At 39.1% G+C, this 17,380-nt stretch carries 15 protein-coding genes; 11 read left to right on the plus strand and 4 right to left on the minus strand.

Going from position 1 to position 17,380, the window contains the following annotated elements; translation table 11 throughout:
* Nucleotides 1-23: 23 nt before the first annotated feature.
* The 8 genes from BUA60_RS17395 (at nt 24) to BUA60_RS17430 (ending at nt 8,670) form a co-directional block, all read left to right on the plus strand.
* Nucleotides 24-1,523 (plus strand): YfcC family protein, encoded by a 1,500-nt coding sequence (locus BUA60_RS17395; RefSeq protein WP_072863905.1) that lies wholly within the window; start codon nt 24-26, stop codon nt 1,521-1,523.
* A 215-nt stretch (nt 1,524-1,738) separates the two neighbouring features.
* Nucleotides 1,739-2,155, plus strand: a complete 417-nt coding sequence (locus BUA60_RS17400) for an SRPBCC family protein (RefSeq protein WP_072863907.1) — start codon at nt 1,739-1,741, stop codon at nt 2,153-2,155.
* 129 nt (nt 2,156-2,284) lie between these two features.
* Nucleotides 2,285-2,656, plus strand: a complete 372-nt coding sequence (locus tag BUA60_RS17405) for a hypothetical protein (protein ID WP_072863909.1) — start codon at nt 2,285-2,287, stop codon at nt 2,654-2,656.
* 126 nt (nt 2,657-2,782) lie between these two features.
* Nucleotides 2,783-3,634, plus strand: coding sequence for a DUF3347 domain-containing protein (locus tag BUA60_RS17410; protein WP_178347023.1), 852 nt, complete (start codon nt 2,783-2,785; stop codon nt 3,632-3,634).
* 49 nt (nt 3,635-3,683) lie between these two features.
* Entirely contained in the window at nt 3,684-5,864 is a 2,181-nt protein-coding gene (locus BUA60_RS17415) for a multicopper oxidase family protein (RefSeq protein ID WP_245802577.1), read from the plus strand.
* A 198-nt stretch (nt 5,865-6,062) separates the two neighbouring features.
* Nucleotides 6,063-6,644 carry a GNAT family N-acetyltransferase gene (locus BUA60_RS17420; RefSeq protein WP_072863913.1) on the plus strand — a complete coding sequence of 194 codons (582 nt, stop codon included), beginning with the start codon at nt 6,063-6,065 and terminating at the stop codon, nt 6,642-6,644.
* 149 nt (nt 6,645-6,793) lie between these two features.
* Complete coding sequence (locus BUA60_RS17425) at nt 6,794-7,651, plus strand: sugar phosphate isomerase/epimerase family protein (protein WP_072863915.1); 858 nt, start codon at nt 6,794-6,796, stop codon at nt 7,649-7,651.
* A 20-nt stretch (nt 7,652-7,671) separates the two neighbouring features.
* On the plus strand, nt 7,672-8,670 hold the full coding sequence (locus BUA60_RS17430; RefSeq protein ID WP_072864104.1) for a phosphotriesterase family protein: 999 nt from the start codon (nt 7,672-7,674) through the stop codon (nt 8,668-8,670).
* 102 nt (nt 8,671-8,772) lie between these two features.
* On the opposite strand, the gene BUA60_RS17435 is transcribed toward BUA60_RS17430, so the two are convergent.
* The 4 genes from BUA60_RS17435 to BUA60_RS17450 form a co-directional block, all read right to left on the minus strand.
* Complete coding sequence (locus BUA60_RS17435) at nt 8,773-10,257, minus strand: cryptochrome/photolyase family protein (protein ID WP_072863917.1); 1,485 nt, start codon at nt 10,255-10,257, stop codon at nt 8,773-8,775.
* Nucleotides 10,244-10,390: a DUF2256 domain-containing protein gene (locus BUA60_RS17440; protein WP_072863919.1), complete on the minus strand. Its 147-nt coding sequence runs from the start codon at nt 10,388-10,390 to the stop codon at nt 10,244-10,246. The genes BUA60_RS17435 and BUA60_RS17440 overlap by 14 nt, the downstream gene beginning before the upstream one ends.
* A gap of 182 nt (nt 10,391-10,572) precedes the next feature.
* Nucleotides 10,573-11,661 (minus strand): FAD-binding domain-containing protein, encoded by a 1,089-nt coding sequence (locus BUA60_RS17445; RefSeq protein ID WP_245802574.1) that lies wholly within the window; start codon nt 11,659-11,661, stop codon nt 10,573-10,575.
* 57 nt (nt 11,662-11,718) lie between these two features.
* Complete coding sequence (locus BUA60_RS17450) at nt 11,719-12,462, minus strand: SOS response-associated peptidase (RefSeq protein ID WP_072863921.1); 744 nt, start codon at nt 12,460-12,462, stop codon at nt 11,719-11,721.
* Nucleotides 12,463-12,569: 107 nt separating this feature from the next.
* Here BUA60_RS17450 and BUA60_RS17455 point away from each other — a divergent pair, with 107 nt between their 5' ends.
* The 3 genes from BUA60_RS17455 (at nt 12,570) to BUA60_RS17465 (ending at nt 17,334) form a co-directional block, all read left to right on the plus strand.
* Nucleotides 12,570-12,827, plus strand: coding sequence for a hypothetical protein (locus BUA60_RS17455; RefSeq protein WP_031443259.1), 258 nt, complete (start codon nt 12,570-12,572; stop codon nt 12,825-12,827).
* A gap of 864 nt (nt 12,828-13,691) precedes the next feature.
* Complete coding sequence (locus BUA60_RS17460; protein ID WP_072863923.1) at nt 13,692-15,152, plus strand: hypothetical protein; 1,461 nt, start codon at nt 13,692-13,694, stop codon at nt 15,150-15,152.
* A 943-nt stretch (nt 15,153-16,095) separates the two neighbouring features.
* Entirely contained in the window at nt 16,096-17,334 is a 1,239-nt protein-coding gene (locus tag BUA60_RS17465) for a PAS domain-containing sensor histidine kinase (RefSeq protein ID WP_218587943.1), read from the plus strand.
* The last annotated feature ends 46 nt before the right edge of the window (nt 17,335-17,380 follow it).

Here is a 17,380-nt window from a genome sequence, read left to right on the forward strand (position 1 = left end):
CCAATTATTCACCTAACCAAAGCATGAAAAAACTTAAGTTTCCAACTGCCCAGACCATTTTGATTCTCATAGCTGTTTTTGTAACCTTGCTAACCTGGTTGATACCCGCAGGTAAATATGATAGCCTGGCCTATGACGCCGGTAGTAATACATTTACCAAAATAAGCCTGGAAGAACGTATTGAATTACAGGCTACCCAGGAAACCTTGGAAGAGTTGAGTATAAAAATTCCCATTGAAAAATTTACCAGCGGGGATATTTATAAGCCCATCGGAATTCCCAATACCTATAAACCATTGGAATCAAGACCTCAGGGTTTTGCAGCCTTGGTACAATCGCCCATTAAGGGGATTATTGCGGCGGCGGATATTATATTTTTAATTCTTATCATTGGAGGCCTAATAGGCATAATGAACCTTACTGGGGCCTTTGATGCCGGAATTGCCTGGATGGCCAAAGTACTTAGGGGGAGGGAATACATTTTAATAATTGTGGTTACAACGCTAATTGCCCTTGGGGGAACCACCTTTGGATTAGCAGAGGAAACCATGGCGTTCTATCCCATTTTAATCCCGGTATTCCTAGCGGCCAAATATGATGCCATGGTGGGCTTAAGTTGTGTGTTTTTGGGTTCGGGTATTGGTAGTATGTGTTCTACGGTAAATCCGTTTGCTACCATTATAGCCTCTGACGCAGCAGGAATAAATTGGACCACAGGACTCAATAGTCGAATAATTATGCTGCTGCTTTGCACCACCATTACCATTGTTTATATCCTTTTGTATGCCAGAAGGGTAAAAGCCGATCCGTCAAAATCCCTTATTTATGAACAAAAAGAGAGCATAGAAAAGCTTTTTGGATTGGGTAAAATGGATACTAATATAAAGTTCACGAACAGATTACGCCTTATTACCCTTGTGTTTTCATTGAGTTTCATTGTTATGATCATTGGGGTTTCCTTTTTGGATTGGTGGTTTGTGGAAATGACGGCAACATTTTTGGTCGGGGCAATAATCATAGGCTTTATAGCAGGTATTAAGGAAAGCGACTTTGTGGATGCCTTTGCCAAGGGAGCTGCCGATTTGCTCAGTGTTGCTTTTATTGTGGGCATTGCCAGAGGGGTGACCATACTGATGGAGGACGGACTTATTAGCGATACTATTTTGTTTTATGCCAGTAACATCACCGAAGGCATGAATAAAGGTGTATTTGCCAACGTAATGCTTTTTATTTATGGAGGGTTATCGTTTTTTATGCCCTCTTCTTCCGGCATGGCCGTATTGACCATGCCTATTTTTTCTCCTTTGGCAGATACCGTAAATATAGGTAGGGAAATAATTGTGGATACCTACTTATACGGTATGGGCTTGTTTTATTTGATCAATCCCACGGGTTTAATTTTGGCAGCTTTGGCCATTGTGAAAATTGGGTTTAATAAGTGGATGAGGTTTGTAATGCCTTTATTGATATTATTGATCCTCACTACAATGATTTTTTTGACTATTTCAGTGCATACCAATTAATTGTACCCCATGGATTTTTATGAATAACCTTTACTTTCTTATAATAATTAAGTGCGATTAACTAACTTTAGATAATGATAAATCTGTGGCTGAGCCTGCTGTTTTCAATGGCCCTTCATGACACGTGAGACTATTATTTTCATAAATGAGGGTACTGGAAGTAATACCAAGGCCGGCATTTTTGTAATAATTACATTAATCGAAATAAAACGAAGATGGAAAAGACAAAAATAATGGTCCAAGCGACTATTTCTGAAGGAGTGGGTAAGGTTTGGGATTACTATACCAATCCTGAACACATAATAAAATGGAATTTTGCTTCGGACGATTGGCACTGTCCATATGCATCCAATGAAATGGAGGTCGGCGGAAAATACTCGGCGCGAATGGAAGCCAAGGACGGTAGTTTTGGTTTCGATTTTGAGGCCGTTTATGATGAGGTGGATCCCTTCAAACAGTTTAGCTATACTATGCCAGATGGGAGGCAGGTAAAGGTCACTTTCTTCGAGCTAAATCATAAGACAACTGTGAAGGTAAACTTTGATGCTGAAACCGAGAACTCCATTGAAAAGCAAAGAGCAGGGTGGCAGGCCATCCTTGATAACTTTAAAAATTATACGGAGTCAAATTAACTAAGGTCAAAATTACTTCTAACGCGTACTTTGCTTAAATACCGAACCCAATTTAAACTGGGCCTAATGGATATTGGCCCAGAAATGAGCAATTAATAAGATAATTAAGTAATTTTGTCTTTGTAAATTATGAACAACAGAACCCACATATTATCAATACTTCTTTTTTTGCTGTTTCTTTCGACCAGCAATGTATGGGCTTGTGGGACTTCTAAGGAGAAAGCCAAATCTGAAAATATAGATTCTTGTAGCATGGACGGTCATACTGAAGACAAGTCTTGTTGCGACTCCGAATCGGACAAAGAGAATGAGGGCTGTAATGGAACTTGTAGCCATAATTTGTGCCACTGTCCGGTTGTAGTAAATACACCCGTTTATTTAAACGGAGTTGAAGTGAAATTCTCAAATATCAATACTGAATTGGAAAATGATTGGGCTTATATCCAACAAATTCCAAAATTGGTTTATCTCCCCATCTGGCAACGACCCAAAATAGGTTAACTCTTTTGTAATAGCCATAGGTCTGTCGTATTATTTCCGGTCAGGATCTATGTAATAACCTAGATTAATTAATTTTTATAATTCGAAAAGGGATTCATGAATTCCTTTTTACAAAATATTAGTACGATGAAAAATTCAATAAATATATTGATGGCAATTTCCGTATTGTTATCCTTTGCAGCGGGCAATGCCCAGACAAAAAACTTTAAGACAGAATCTGTAAAAATCTATGGAAACTGCGCCATGTGCGAGAAAACCATTGAAAAGGCGGGTAATTTAAACAAGGAAGCCACCGTAGATTGGGACAAGGACACTAAAATGGCAATCATTTCCTATGATAGTTCGGTCACATCAAAAGGAGAAATTCTAAAGAGAATTGCATTGGCAGGTTATGATAGTGATCTCTTTTTTGCTCCGGACGATACCTATGCCAATTTGCCAGAATGTTGCCAATATGAACGAGCTAAAAAAGATGCCCATAATATGGAGTCGCACGACATGCAAATGGCCAAAGACCATTCACATCATAGTGCAATGACTCAGGATAAAAATGCGCTTTCAAGTATTTTTGAAAACTATTTTTCCGTTAAGGATGCCCTGGTAAGCACAGATGGTTCCTTGGCTTCCGAAAAGGCTGAAATTCTTTTGAAATCAGTTTCTGAAGTGGAAATGGATAAGCTTCCAATGGAGGTGCATATGGCTTGGATGAAGGTGCTGAAAGATCTTAAGCAAGATATAGGAAATATCATGGCAACTAAGGACGCGGATAAACAACGGGTTTATTTTAAGTCTTTATCAAAAAATATGTTTGAGGTAATTAAGGTTTCAAAATCAGAATCACCGGTTTATTATCAATTTTGCCCTATGGCCGACGGAGGTAAAGGTGCTAGTTGGCTTAGTTTGGAGGAAGTCATCAAAAACCCATATTATGGCTCTCAAATGTTGAGCTGTGGGAAAACCGTGGAAACTATAAAATAACTTGGACATGACCAATTACACATATTGTTGGGCAGTATTTATACTAATAATGTCCATCCGTTTTGGTTATGGCCAAAATGTAGTTAGATATGACTTGACCGTGACGGACACCATTGTTAATTTTTCCGGCAAGGACAAAAGAGCTATCGCCGTTAACGGGCAGATCCCTATGCCCACCCTAACCTTTACTGAGGGGGATATTGCCGAAATTGTGGTCCATAACAAGCTACAGGAAGGGACCTCTTTACATTGGCATGGGGTATATCTGCCCAATAAGGAAGATGGGGTTCCTTTTTTAACCCAAATGCCCATTGCACCAAATAGTACCCATACCTATCGTTTTCCTATTATTCAAAATGGAACACATTGGTACCATAGTCATAGTGGATTGCAGGAGCAAATAGGAATGTATGGATCCCTGATCTTGAAGAAAAGGAAAACGGATCCAACCTTTAGAGAGGGAATTGATGATTTACCAACTGTGCCTGTAATTTTGAGCGAATGGACCGATATTAAACCTGAAAATGTGCATAGAATGTTGCACAATGCCAATGATTGGGGTGGAATTAAAAAAGGTACCGTTCAGAGTTATTCCGAGGCAATAAAAGCAGGGCATTTTAAAACTAAACTGGAAAATGAATGGAAACGTATGCTGGCCATGGACGTTAGTGATGTGTATTACGATAAATTTCTTGTCAATGGTAAGAAAGAAAGCCAACTTTTCCAATTTAAAGCTGGGGACAAGGTACGACTGCGCATAGCGAATGGTGGGGCATCGTCCTATTTTTGGCTCTCTTATGCCGGAGGCAAAATGACTGTTGTTGCCAATGATGGAAATGACGTAGAACCTGTAGAAGTTGACCGCTTAATTATTGGCGTTTCGGAGACATATGACGTGGTAGTTAATATTCCTCAGGAGGATACGGCCTATGAATTTTTGGCCACCCCTGAAGACCGAACCAAATCGGCCTCATTATATTTGGGAAATGGTACTATTCAATTGAAAAGTAGAATGCCAAAACTCAAGTATTTTGAGGGAATGAAAATGATGAACGGGATGATGAATATGGACGGTTCCATGGATGATATGGGTATGGATATGTCCTTTCAGAAGATGGATATGAACACGGTGATGTATCCGGAAGTTACTGGTAGTGGTGACATGGAAATGGACAACCAAACCGACCATGCAAATCATTCCATGAAAGGCAATGCAGAATTGGTTACACTAAATTACGGCATGTTGAAAGCGCCACATCCCACCACCTTGCCCAAAGATGCCCCGGTAAGGGAATTACGCTTTGAACTTACCGGCAATATGAACCGCTATGTTTGGAGCATGGACAATAAAGTGCTTTCGGAATCGGATAAAATCCTGATAAGAAAAGGCGAAAATGTAAGGATAACCCTTTACAATGGATCCATGATGAGACACCCCATGCACTTGCACGGGCATGATTTTAGAGTGCTGAACGGGCAGGAGGAATATGCGCCTTTAAAGAACGTCCTGGATATTATGCCTATGGAAACGGACACCATAGAGTTTCTGGCAAATGCCGAAGGGGATTGGTTTTTTCACTGCCATATACTTTATCATATGATGGCAGGAATGAATCGCGTTTTTTCATATGAAGAGCAAGAACCCAATCCATATCTACCCAATAAGGCATGGGCCTACAAAAAGTTGCAAAAGGAAAGTAACCAACTCCATTTTATGGCAGAAAACGACTTCGCATCCAATGGCAATGATGGTAGGGCCATGTTGCAAAATACCCGTTGGAGTTTCGGGACGGAATGGCGTTTGGGCTATCATGATGACCATGGCTATGAAAGTGAAACCCATATTGGAAGATACATAGGAAAGAACCAATGGTTTATGCCTTTTGTTGGGTTCGATTGGCGTTATCGAAAAACAGACGGAATTGTTGAGAAGAACATTTTTGGTCAAGGAAATACCAAAGATTCTAGGGCTGTGTTAAGTCTTGGTGCCGAATATACCCTACCTCTGTTGGTAACCTTACAAGGAGAGGTCTTCTCGGATGGGAATGTACGATTTCAATTGATGCGCGAAGACATTCCAATTAGTCCTAGAATACGATGGGCTTTTATGCTAAATACGGATAAGGAATATATGACGGGCCTTAAGTATATTGTAACCCGGAATCTAGGGATTTCTACCCATTATGATAGTGATATGGGATTAGGATTTGGTGCTACCTTAAACTATTGAGTTTAAAAATCGTATTAATAATGAAGATTTTAAAACAAGACTAAGCCCAGTGTTTCTATTAATAAGAGAAGAAGCCCTATTTGCTTTCTGAATGTACCATTGGGAAAAAAATAGGGCTTTTAATGTAGGCTGGCATATCTATAAATTTTCAAATGAGAACGCTGTCCAAATTTGAACGGTTGATCGTATATTTAAGAAATGAACTCAAATGTTAATTTTCAGGAATTGGAAACTGACCGACTCCATTTGCGGTGGTTGGTGGATGCTGATTGGCCTATGATTCTTTACCTGCGTTCAGATAAGGAGGTAAACAAGTTCGTTAAAAGGAAGAGCGCAGAAACCAAAGAAAAGGCACTTGCCTTTATAGCCAAGACCATCAACGATGTAAACAAGGGACAGTTGTACCAATGGTGTATTTCTACAAAAAGTAGTCCTACAATGATTGGAAATATCTGTCTTTGGAATTTTTCCCAAGATTATAAAACGGCGGAAATGGGATACGACCTAAGTCCGGAATTTCAAGGCCAAGGCATTATGAACGAGGCAATGAAAGCTGTGCTCTACTTTGGGTTCAATACATTGCATTTGGATAAAATTGAGGCTTTTACCAATTATCAAAATGAAAGCTCCAAAAGATTGCTGTTGAAAAATCGATTTATTTGGAATGGGCAAAGGAACGATCCGGAAGATATGGAGAATATGATATTTGAGATTTTTAAAGAGAATTACCGGAGTAATACTTCAGTGCCAGATATTACTTTAAATAATAATCCGCTGTGAGATTAACTGATGGGACACTGGGAATGTTCGTAAGTGTTACTTATGTGCAAGCACTTCTTTTTTTTCGCCTTTAAATACGCTAAAGATTTTATATCTTACGGTAATATTAGGGCATGTACTAAAAACCACATTCTTTAAAACCACATCCAATGCAATACTCAAGAAATTCATTTTTAAAAACCCTCGGCCTTGGTGGCTTAATGGCCACAAGTTCGGTTCTGACCGCAAGTCCGTTCAGGGATATTTTAGGGGCAAGTAATCTTGGCACGGAAGCAAGAAGCCTTACACTGGGATTGGCATCCTATTCCACTCGAAAATTTAGTGTGGACGAGACATTGGCAATGGCCAACCGGTTGAATCTAAAACAGATTGCGCTCAAGAGTATGCACATGCCTTTGGAGAGTAGTGACGAAGAGATTCAAGAAATAACAGCAAAATTTGAGAAGGCAGGAATAGGTCTTTATGGTGGAGGGGTCATTTATATGAAAACGGCCCAAGAAGTGGAAAATGCCTTTAGGTATGCCAAAGCGGCCAAAATGAAGGTGATCATAGGGGTGCCCAATCACGACCTATTGCCTTTGGTTGAAAAGAAAGTAAAGGAGACCAATATTAAGTTGGCCATTCATAACCATGGCCCAGGAGATGAGGTATACCCAACACCCGAAGTGGTTTATGATAAAATTAAAGGGCTCGACACCCGCATTGGACTTTGTATAGATATTGGTCATGTACAAAGATTGGGATTGGATCCCGTGAAAAACATTAAGAAATATGCAGACCGCCTTTATGATCTCCACCTTAAGGATGTGGACAAGTCGGAAGCCGATGGAGCGTCGGTCGAGTTTGGCAGAGGGGTCCTGGATATCCCAGCGGTTCTCAAAGCCTTGAAAGCGATTAACTATACCGGTGTAATGGCGATGGAATTTGAAAAGGATACCGAGGATGTTTTTGCTGGCCTTGCGGAATGTGTGGGCTATGTAAACGGGGCATTGGATGCCATAAAATAGGTGATGTAAAAATGGGTGCAATGCTAAGATGTCATTTGTTGCTCTTACTTATAGCGATTATTTACACCGTTACTTTGAGTGGTCAAGAAGCATTTATTCAAGATGTTCAAGGGGGGCACCAAGTGGATGCCGATGGCATTTGGCTGTCCCATGAGCATATTTTGGTCGATTTTATTGGGGCCGATAGTATTCAGCCCCATACTTGGGATCACGATGCCGTAATTGCTGAAGTAACACCTTATTTGGAAGAATTAAAGGCATATAAGGTTGAATATTTTGTGGATGCCACTCCGGCTTTTTTAGGTCGGGATGTATTGCTTTTAGAAAAATTGGCCAATAAAACTGGTTTGAAGATGATTTCCAACACTGGCCTATATGGTGCCCGCAATAATAAGTTCCTCCCTAAATATGTCCAAAATATATCAGCCGAAGATCTGGCGCAAAAGTGGATTGCCGAATTTGAGTATGGCATAGACGGTACCGTCATCAAGCCAGGCTTTATCAAGATTGGAGTTGATACGGCCGACCCTTTGGATATCCTACATCAAAAGTTGGTCAAGGCAGCTGCCATAACTAGTTTAAAAACGGGTTTGACCATTGCCTCACATACTGGAAAAGCTAAGGGCCTATGGCCCCAATTGAAGATTCTTCAAGAAATGGGAGTCTCCCCAAACTCATTTATTTGGGTACACGCCCAGGCGGAGGAGGATAATAACAATTATTTAAAGGCAGCCGAGGCAGGCTGTTGGATTAGTCTGGACGGACTGGGCTGGGATGTGGAAAAACATCTGGGAAAATTGGTGTATGCCAAAGAGCATGGCATTTTGGACCATATACTAATATCGCACGACGCTGGTTGGTACGATCCCCAAAAGGAACAGCAAAACATTACGCCTTATACCGATATTTTTACCAAACTCCTGCCAGAACTCAGGGCCAAAGGTTTTACAGAACATGAAATTAAACTATTGTTGTCCAAAAATCCGGCTAAAGCTTATGCCATATTGGGCAGTAATTAATCCGTTAATTTACCTGTGAGTAATTGTATATGGTTGGAAATTTTTAAATACAATTTCTACGTCCAATGGAAGGCTTTGGTGCAGGAATAACAGTCGGTTTTCCTAATCAGCACTCATTATTTTTTCAATAAATTCTTCGGCATTTTTGATATGAAGGCTTTTTTTATCTTCTGTCATACGGTTATAGGAATGATACAGCATTGAGGTTCGTGGATTTGATTTAAAAAAATCCTGATGTTCAGCTATAAAACGCCAAAATAAGCCATCCCAAATTTTTTCCCAATTACCTTTCGGGTAATTTCCCATTTTGTTGATATAGTTGGAAGCTCCTATATAAGGTTTGGTAGCAAAGGTGCCACCATCTGAAAACTGACTCATACCATATACATTGGGTACCATTACCCAGTCATAGGCATCAATAAATAGTTCCATAAACCATTTGTACACTTCATCTGGATCAAATTCGCACAATAGCATAAAATTACCCAGGATCATCAATCGTTCTATGTGGTGACAATAGCCGGTTTTTAATACTTTTTTAATGGTCTCGTCAATTGGTGCCACCCCAGTGCTTCCATCGTAAAAGCACTTGGGTATTTTTCTTTCAAAACCCCAAAAATTATTAGTTCTGGAGTAACTGCCCTTGCATTCATACATTCCTCGGATAAACTCCCTCCATCCAATGAGTTGCCTTATAAATCCTTCGGTAGAATTAATTGGGATATTCTCTTTTTCGGCATAGGACAGACTTTGGGTAACAACATCTTTTGGTAAAATAAGGCCCACATTTAGAAGTGGTGAGAGAATACTGTGGTTTAAAAACGATTCCTGCCTTACAATGGAATCTTCATAAATACCAAAATCAAAGAATCGATACTCTAAAAATTGAACAAACCAATTCTCGGCTTGATTATGGTTTATGGGATAAATGGGTTCTTTTGATAATAGCCCTGGATTGTTCTTAAAGTGTTTTTCCGTATAGGATACGGACTCGGTCCAAAAAGGGGTGACCTCTGGAAAATGGATGCTCGGGGGTATTTTTTCCTTAGGATATTTTTTTCGGTTATCCTTGTCGTAGGTCCATTTTCCGCCTTTGGGTTGCTTCCCATCCAACAATAGGATATCCAATTTTTTACACTGTTGTTTGTAAAAAGTAGTTTGAAAAAATGATTTTTTATCGGCCCTGAAAAAAGGGGAAAGCTCTTCCTTGCAATTGATAAACAACGGACTGTCAAAGATATTCAGCTTATAGTTTGTGGCAACAGCTTTGATTCTTTTTTCGAGCCAATTATCAACAGGGTCAATAATGTTTATTTCGGTTATTTTTTTATTTTTTATTTCTTCATGAAATAAACTGATGTCGGATAATTTGTTCTTGGATGCTATATAATTGACCTTAATTCCTTTTTTTTCCAAAAAATGCTGATAATATTTCATGGAGGCCCTATGGAAAGCTATTTTCTGTTTGTGGAAGAGGTATTGTTTGAAGAAAAGATATTCTTCAATTAAATAAACTTCATTGCCATTTGTGGTGAGTGTGCTTTCTTCGAAAAGCTGATGTGGAAATATGAGGTTAATGGCTTTCATAATTGTTTTTATTTCGTCTACACCTTTCGCTACAGTATTTTACATCTTCCCAATTTTCTTTCCATTTCTTACGCCAAGCAAATGGTCTTTTGCATACCGGACATATTTTTATGGGCAGATCACTTTTTTTCATTGTAGTAATAGTTCATGTTCTTTTGTTTTCAACGCAAAATCTCCCATAGGCAATGTTCTAGGCTACTAAAAATAGGTCAAAACTCCAAGGGGTGTTGCCTTTCCTCTTTATGAATTCCAGGATCTAAATTATGAAGTCCCGCACACCTATAAACTATGGCTCCGGCAATTATTTTTTGCAGCCTACAATTCCTTTTTGCATTTTTTCCAGAAAGAGAAAAATGAAGGGTAAAAACCTGTAATTGAACTCATCCATTCCCTGGGTACTTCCTTACCTTGGTAATAACGGTTACAAGGGTGTTCTTTAAAAATGATATGGTCGGGATCTACAAACTCGGTTAATTTGGAAAATTCCCCAACAAACATTTTTATGTCCTCTATATTTTTTGTGAGCTGTATGGCAAAATTAATACATTTTTGATTCACCGGGTTCTTGGCGAAAAAGGAGGGTTCCAACAAAAAAATCCGTTGAACCTCCTGGTCTTTATGCCAATAAGGATCAATATTGTAGTAGTTATAGATTAAAGTTGTTTTTTTCTTTTCCAGCTTCGGGTTTCCAGTATCCGGAAGCTTCATATCAAACTCAAAAGGAACGGTTTCCTTTAATATCTCGGGGATGTCAAGGTTTTCAAATGCGCTATATTCAACATCCAAAAAAGTATTTTGCTGTGTACTATTAAAAAAGTTGTTGATGTTGTTTTGGTTGGCATAATATTTTTTGTTGGAAAATGCACCTGACACCCATTGCCAACTTAAAAAATTACTGGCCAGATCACCATCAAGTAGATGACTATACATCCATTTGGCAGGCTCTAACCAATGTGAATTGGCAATGTTGCAACAAATGGATGCCACATACATGCGCATATGGTTATGCATATATCCCAAAGTGTAGAGATGTTTTATGGCAATGTCTATCTCTTCAATACCGGTGTTGGCATGTAGAATAGCCTTTGGTATTTGATAATTTGATATGGGAGTTTGTATGTTTTTTAAATCTTGCCTGATACCCTCTTTTTTTGCTATCCAAACTTGTTGCCAATAATCTCTCCAAGCCAACTCTTGAATTAGTTTTTCCGTTTTGTGCCAAGGTAGATCCAAGGTTTGTATGTGTTGATAGACCTGTCTTGTTGATATTACACCTCTGGAGATATAAGGGCTCAAGTGGGTTACCGCTCCATCTTTATGATTTCGGGTGTTGGAATATTTTACAGGATCTATTTGTCGTATCCTGTTTTCTATTGCCAGTATATCTGTAGGAAAGTTTATCACTGCGGTATTTTGGTTTTTGTAAGATTCAGGTGCCTATCTATCTTTTGTAGAGTAATCCTAATACTCAATCTCCAATTCCTCATATTTTACTTCCTCAATAATATTGGCTCTGTTGGAATCTACTTTTGGATTATATAGGTCCTTGCTTATTGGATAGGCGTTGATGGCTTCATCTTCCATATCGTCTTCCATGACATTACGGATTTCATTTTCGTCGAGTTCGTTGTTCAGCCATAGCTCAATATCCTCATCCCTTAAAATAATGGGTCTCCTATTTTTGGTATTGTGTATTTTTTTAAAAAGGGGAGTAGCTGCCTTGGTCAAGATGGTAAAAGTGTTGTAACCGTCCTTAGTAATCGTATAGAGTCCGGCTAGGCTCATTAGGGCTTCATTTTTTCGTTCAAAATAAAACGGAACCTTAAACTTCTTGGGAGCCGTATGCGGTTCGTAAAATCCGTTTACGGGTATTACACAGCGCTTGGTCATGGCACTGAACCTATAGATAAAATGATCAAAGAGTTTTTCTGACTGGGCGTTGAGTCCCGCCCCAAACTTGGCGGCCTCCTTGTAATAATTTTTGTAATCGGCCCCAATGGAGTTCTGTGGCATTATGCCCCACATGGAAGGGGTAATATGATTGCTTTTTTCTTGTGGAATGATCCATAATAAGGGGTGTGCCCATCCATTGGCGTGGTGATAGGTAAGTTCGCCCTCAATAGGGTTTTTGCCCATTAATTTGGAAACATTGTAAAATTTCTCCACGTCCTTGGCAGAAGTGGTTACCCTAGTACCGAAACACATAATAATAGTTTTACCCTAATTTAAGAATTTAACTTTTTTGGATTGACTTCAAAATCAAAAAATTGTAATTTTGGAAAATATCCATAAAATAGGATTATTTCCAAATAATGAAGAATATTGTGTACAGAAATCATGATCGATATGCCATTAAACGCCTTTTAATGGAGATCGGTGCACACCAATTGAACAAGGAATGTGAGTTGATGAAACTTCCATTTCCAAAACGCCTTGGTCTATTTTATATAGAAAGTTCCGATGACTGTGTGTACCTGGTGTATAAATATTATGATGGGACTAGAAAGATCATGAAATTGGACCGTTATGAACTTCCAGAAGCCGGATGGGAGCGGGTTTCTTTGGAGTAATGCTTACTTGGTGTTGGATGGTATTGAGAAGTGAAAAGTAAAAAAGGGAGAGATTAGAATAGATACTAGAGTCTTGACCAAAGGCTTATGTTGAAAGTGTAAAAGTCGGAAGTTGCCGAAACAGTTATTTCGAACGAACGATAGTGAGGAGAAACCGAAGCTTGAGCGAAGGTTCACGAATACCCGTAAAATAGAAATGTCATGAGCTAAATCACAAAAGTAGCTCCTGCCTATTTTGTGCGACTTATCTCGCCCCGAAAAGGGACTCTGTCGAAGTGACTTACATTGTCCGTTTGAATGCATTCGGATATCTATCGGGAGAGAACTTCCTGGGTGTAAATCCGCTAACGGCTCCCCTCTTGTAAAGAAAGGGGAGTTTGGAATCCCGAACCCTAAACCAATCCTCTATATATTTTCCTAATCCCAAGGCCCGCACTTTCAACCCTTTCCGTCTTCGCTTATGGCGAAGCCACCTTCCCTTAACCAAGGGAAGGAGCCCTTGCTGTCGTCGTTGCGAGCGCAGCGCGGCAATCTGTTTGTTGTCAGAACGCAACAAATTCCACTTTTAATAGAACATGTACCGTTTTTTTAGTGGAACTACCTGCCCCGTATTTTGGCTGGGTTCGGGAGTGTTCAGTAGTCAATATTCTTCTAAGGTATGTTCATAAGTAGTTTTGACCCTTGATGGAAACGATAACTGACTTAAATTTTGTTATACGTTGTTTCACTAAAACAACGTATGTTTACGTTCGTATAAACCGCCATCAACTTTAAACCAAATATGACCCCAATATTCCAGGGATATAATGGAATTAATTCCATTTTCGAAACTATCCCATATAGGGTGACGCACCCACCCTGTCAATGAAAAAACCACTTCTTTGTTTAATTTTTTTATTGATAATTGCCTGTACTTCGGACAATGTTGTTCCAGTAACAAATGTTGAAGTAATTCCAACAGTGGAAGAGACTTTGCCAGAAGTAGTGGAGGAGGAGGAGCCTGTGGAAGAGGTATTAATGCCTGAGGAGGTTTTTCCGGTTGGGAGTTTGAATAGTTTTTTCTCCAACTGTCTAATCTCCGACAGATCCAGTAACATTGCCAGAAAGAATCCGATACAGATCATAGAATATGATCAGGTCAATAACAGGATCAAAACCAATTATTCATATTTGGAAAACCTATTGGTGCAGGGTACCAATAATCAAAGTTGGTTTGTAACCCAAAATGGTGAAGCTTCTACGGTAGTTGAAATTGTAAGTGTTAATATAACTGAGGGTTGGATCTACCTAGGCAATACTTATCTAGGAAGTCTAAATGCCAGAATTGGTGCGACCGTGGAATTTTTTAATCCTTTTATCAACTACGAAATAATCAATGATAGGCCTTTATTTAGTCCTTATCCTACCGTTGCATCCGAAGAAAACCTTCATTATATACAACCAGGCGGTATGATTGAAAAATCTGATGGTACCTTTATTCTATTGACCCCTGTAGTATTCGGTCCACATACCAAAAGAAGTATTTATTATGCCAGCAGTACCAATTTGGAAGATTGGACCTTTCATGATGACTTGGTATTGGAGACCATGACCATTCCCTTTGCCAAAGCAAATGGTAACGTGTTTTCCACGGGGAATCCGTTTAGGTTGGATGATGGTAGTTTACTGGTGTTGCTAGGGGTACAGCAGCCGAACAATAATTATACTTCGGCCTATATGATTTTGGATGAAGATTTGAACATTTTGCAACAGCCAACCGAAATTATGATTCCGGAATGGAACGGCTTGGACCAAAACAGTTTTCCTTTGTCCATAACAAAATTTAACAATCAGTACAGGATATTATTTCACCGAAGAAATCCAAGTTTTATTGATCGGGAAATCCATGAGATCGTAGCTTCAAATTTGTTCGATGCCCTGAATTTTAATCAAAGTATTATCTCTTCCAATATTATCCACAAAGGAAATATCAGTAGTGGCTATTTACGGGGAAAAGCGGATGATGCGGCATATATGGAATTTAATTCGGAACTCTATATACTCCTCGGGGGAGAAGAGTTGGGATCTACCTATTTAACCTCTAGGAACAGGCAATACGGACTGGTGAAATGGAATGGAGGTAGTTGGGACCATGATAGTAGAAGTCCATTATTGGTAAACCCAGTGCAATTGCACAAGAAGTACCCTGAATATGATTGGGCTTGGGATCACTTAGGGGCCTTTGTCTCGCCAATTATCAAGAATAATACGCTATATATTTTTATGGCTTTTGGGACGGATAATCCAGATTATTTTATTTCTGGCATTAAAGTGTCCTTAAATTAATGATTCCAAATAGTTGCTATTTAATTCTTAATAGGTACGCTTCTATAATTAAGTCGTAGGTTCAGTATAGCATAAATCGCAGGTGTGAGGCTTTAGAAAGAAGTAATCAGTGAACAGTTTTTGGCAAGCAGATGCTGAAACAATTTAAAGTTCAAAGTTTAATGTTCAAGGTCGAATGCCCGTTACTTTGAATGATCGGACGAAGGAGGAATGTATAGAAAAGTAGACGGCGTGCACTTGACCAATTCTCGATACAAAATGGCTATCACCATTTCACTCGAATTGACGATTGAAACTAAAGCTTAGAAAATAGAAGTTCAAAAGTTTTTGACTCAGGTCAGTCTCTTTATTCTTTCCTCTTTTTTCTATAGTCTATTCCTTTTACCTTGTGGCTAGTCCGTCATTGCGAGCCTGCCCGGCCGTCAGGCGGGTGCAGCGAAGCAATCTGCCTATTCTTTAATGAGATTGCTTCGTCCCTATAACTTCTCGCAATGACGATTACATCTTAAGACCCTCTCCTCGGGGGAACATCCTGCTTTAAAAATCATCACTAGCCAACAACCAAATGCCCATTTTTAAATTAACTTTTTAACTCTAGACTTTTGGCTATTCTGTCGTTGCGAGCCTGCCCGGCGGTCAGGCGGGCCCAGCGAAGCAATCTGTTTATTCTTGTTTTGAGAATACTATATTGCTATTTCACCTCACATTGTCGAATCCGTTTTAAAGAACTTCCTTAGATCAATGGGACTTTTACGAAGTGATAAGCTTATCCCTGTAATTTGCCCGCCCATTATGGAACCTTTTATTGAATTTAGGAATAACCCCATCCAAAACTTTGAGTTGAACTTATTTTTACTGTTAAAGTAGAAATCTATGATAATTTGGTATCATTATAATTTATGAAAATCGTAGCTTTACAGTCTTAGCCTAAAATAGTAATAATTTGATTTGGTATAGTTTATATAACCGTTTTAAGCGCATTAAAAGAGTTAAGGAAAGGACACGTCGCGAACTGGAAAATCAAATTGCCGAACTTCAAAAACAAAATGAAATCCTTAAATCGCTTTTGGCCTTTCAAAATGGCGAGGAAAAGGATGAAACGGAGAAATATGCCAATACCATTCTCAATAATATGGGGGATGCCGTATTTGTAAAGGATAACGGCAGTAGGTTACTTTTGGTCAACGATGCCTTTTGCAATCTTTTCAATCTTCCAAGAACCAAAATAATAGGCAAAACCCTTGCTGAGAATGTTCCTCCCGATGAGCGGGAAAGTTTTTTGAGAATAGATAAGCAGGTACTGTTGGATGGCATAGATAATATCAATGAAGAGCCCCTAACCTTGGGGGAAGGCCAAAAGAGAATTATCTCAACCAGGAAGTCGAGGTTTATAGATGAAGACGGAAAGAAGTTTTTGGTCGGGGTAATACGCGATATTACCGAACGTATTAAGGCGGAGGAGGATTTAAGGGAGAGTGCAATTCAATTGAGGGAACTGAATGCAACAAAAGACAAGTTGTTTTCTATCATTGCCCATGATCTAAGAAGTCCGTTTAATAATATTTTGGTGTTGATCGATATCTTAAAGGCACAATTATCCAAATCAGAAGATTCAGATACCCAAGTGTATTTGGACCTTATACATTCTACGGCCAAAAACACTTTGGTGTTGCTTGAAAATTTATTGGATTGGGCAAAATCGCAATCCGGTCAAATCAGTTTTAAAAACGAAAAAATAAATATTTCTACTGTTGTCAATGAAATATTGGAACTTTCAATATCCATTGCCCAGACAAAAGGCATTTCAATTAAGGTAAATGTAACAGAGGAAGTTGAAATTAATTCCGACAAGAAAATACTGAAGACCATCATCAGAAACCTTATGTCCAATGCCATTAAGTATAGTAGGCCAGGCGATAAAATAACGATTTCTACAGTTGAGGAAGAGGATCTAGTTAAGGTTGTTATTTCTGATTCAGGTGTGGGAATGGACGATGATACCCTTGAGAATTTGTTCAGTATAACTACCAATACCCCATTGCCCGGCACCCTTAACGAAAAAGGTTCTGGCTTTGGATTGGTATTGTGCAAGGAATTTATTGAAAAACTGGGCGGTAAAATATGGGTTGAAAGCGAGAAAGGAAAGGGAAGCGATTTTATATTTACAATACCAAGGAATTGACTATCAGGTAAATTTGTTAATTGATTTGGAATATTTATCGTCTTGG

Origin of the sequence: Arenibacter palladensis, assembly GCF_900129275.1 — a bacterium.
Lineage (GTDB): Bacteria > Bacteroidota > Bacteroidia > Flavobacteriales > Flavobacteriaceae > Arenibacter > Arenibacter palladensis.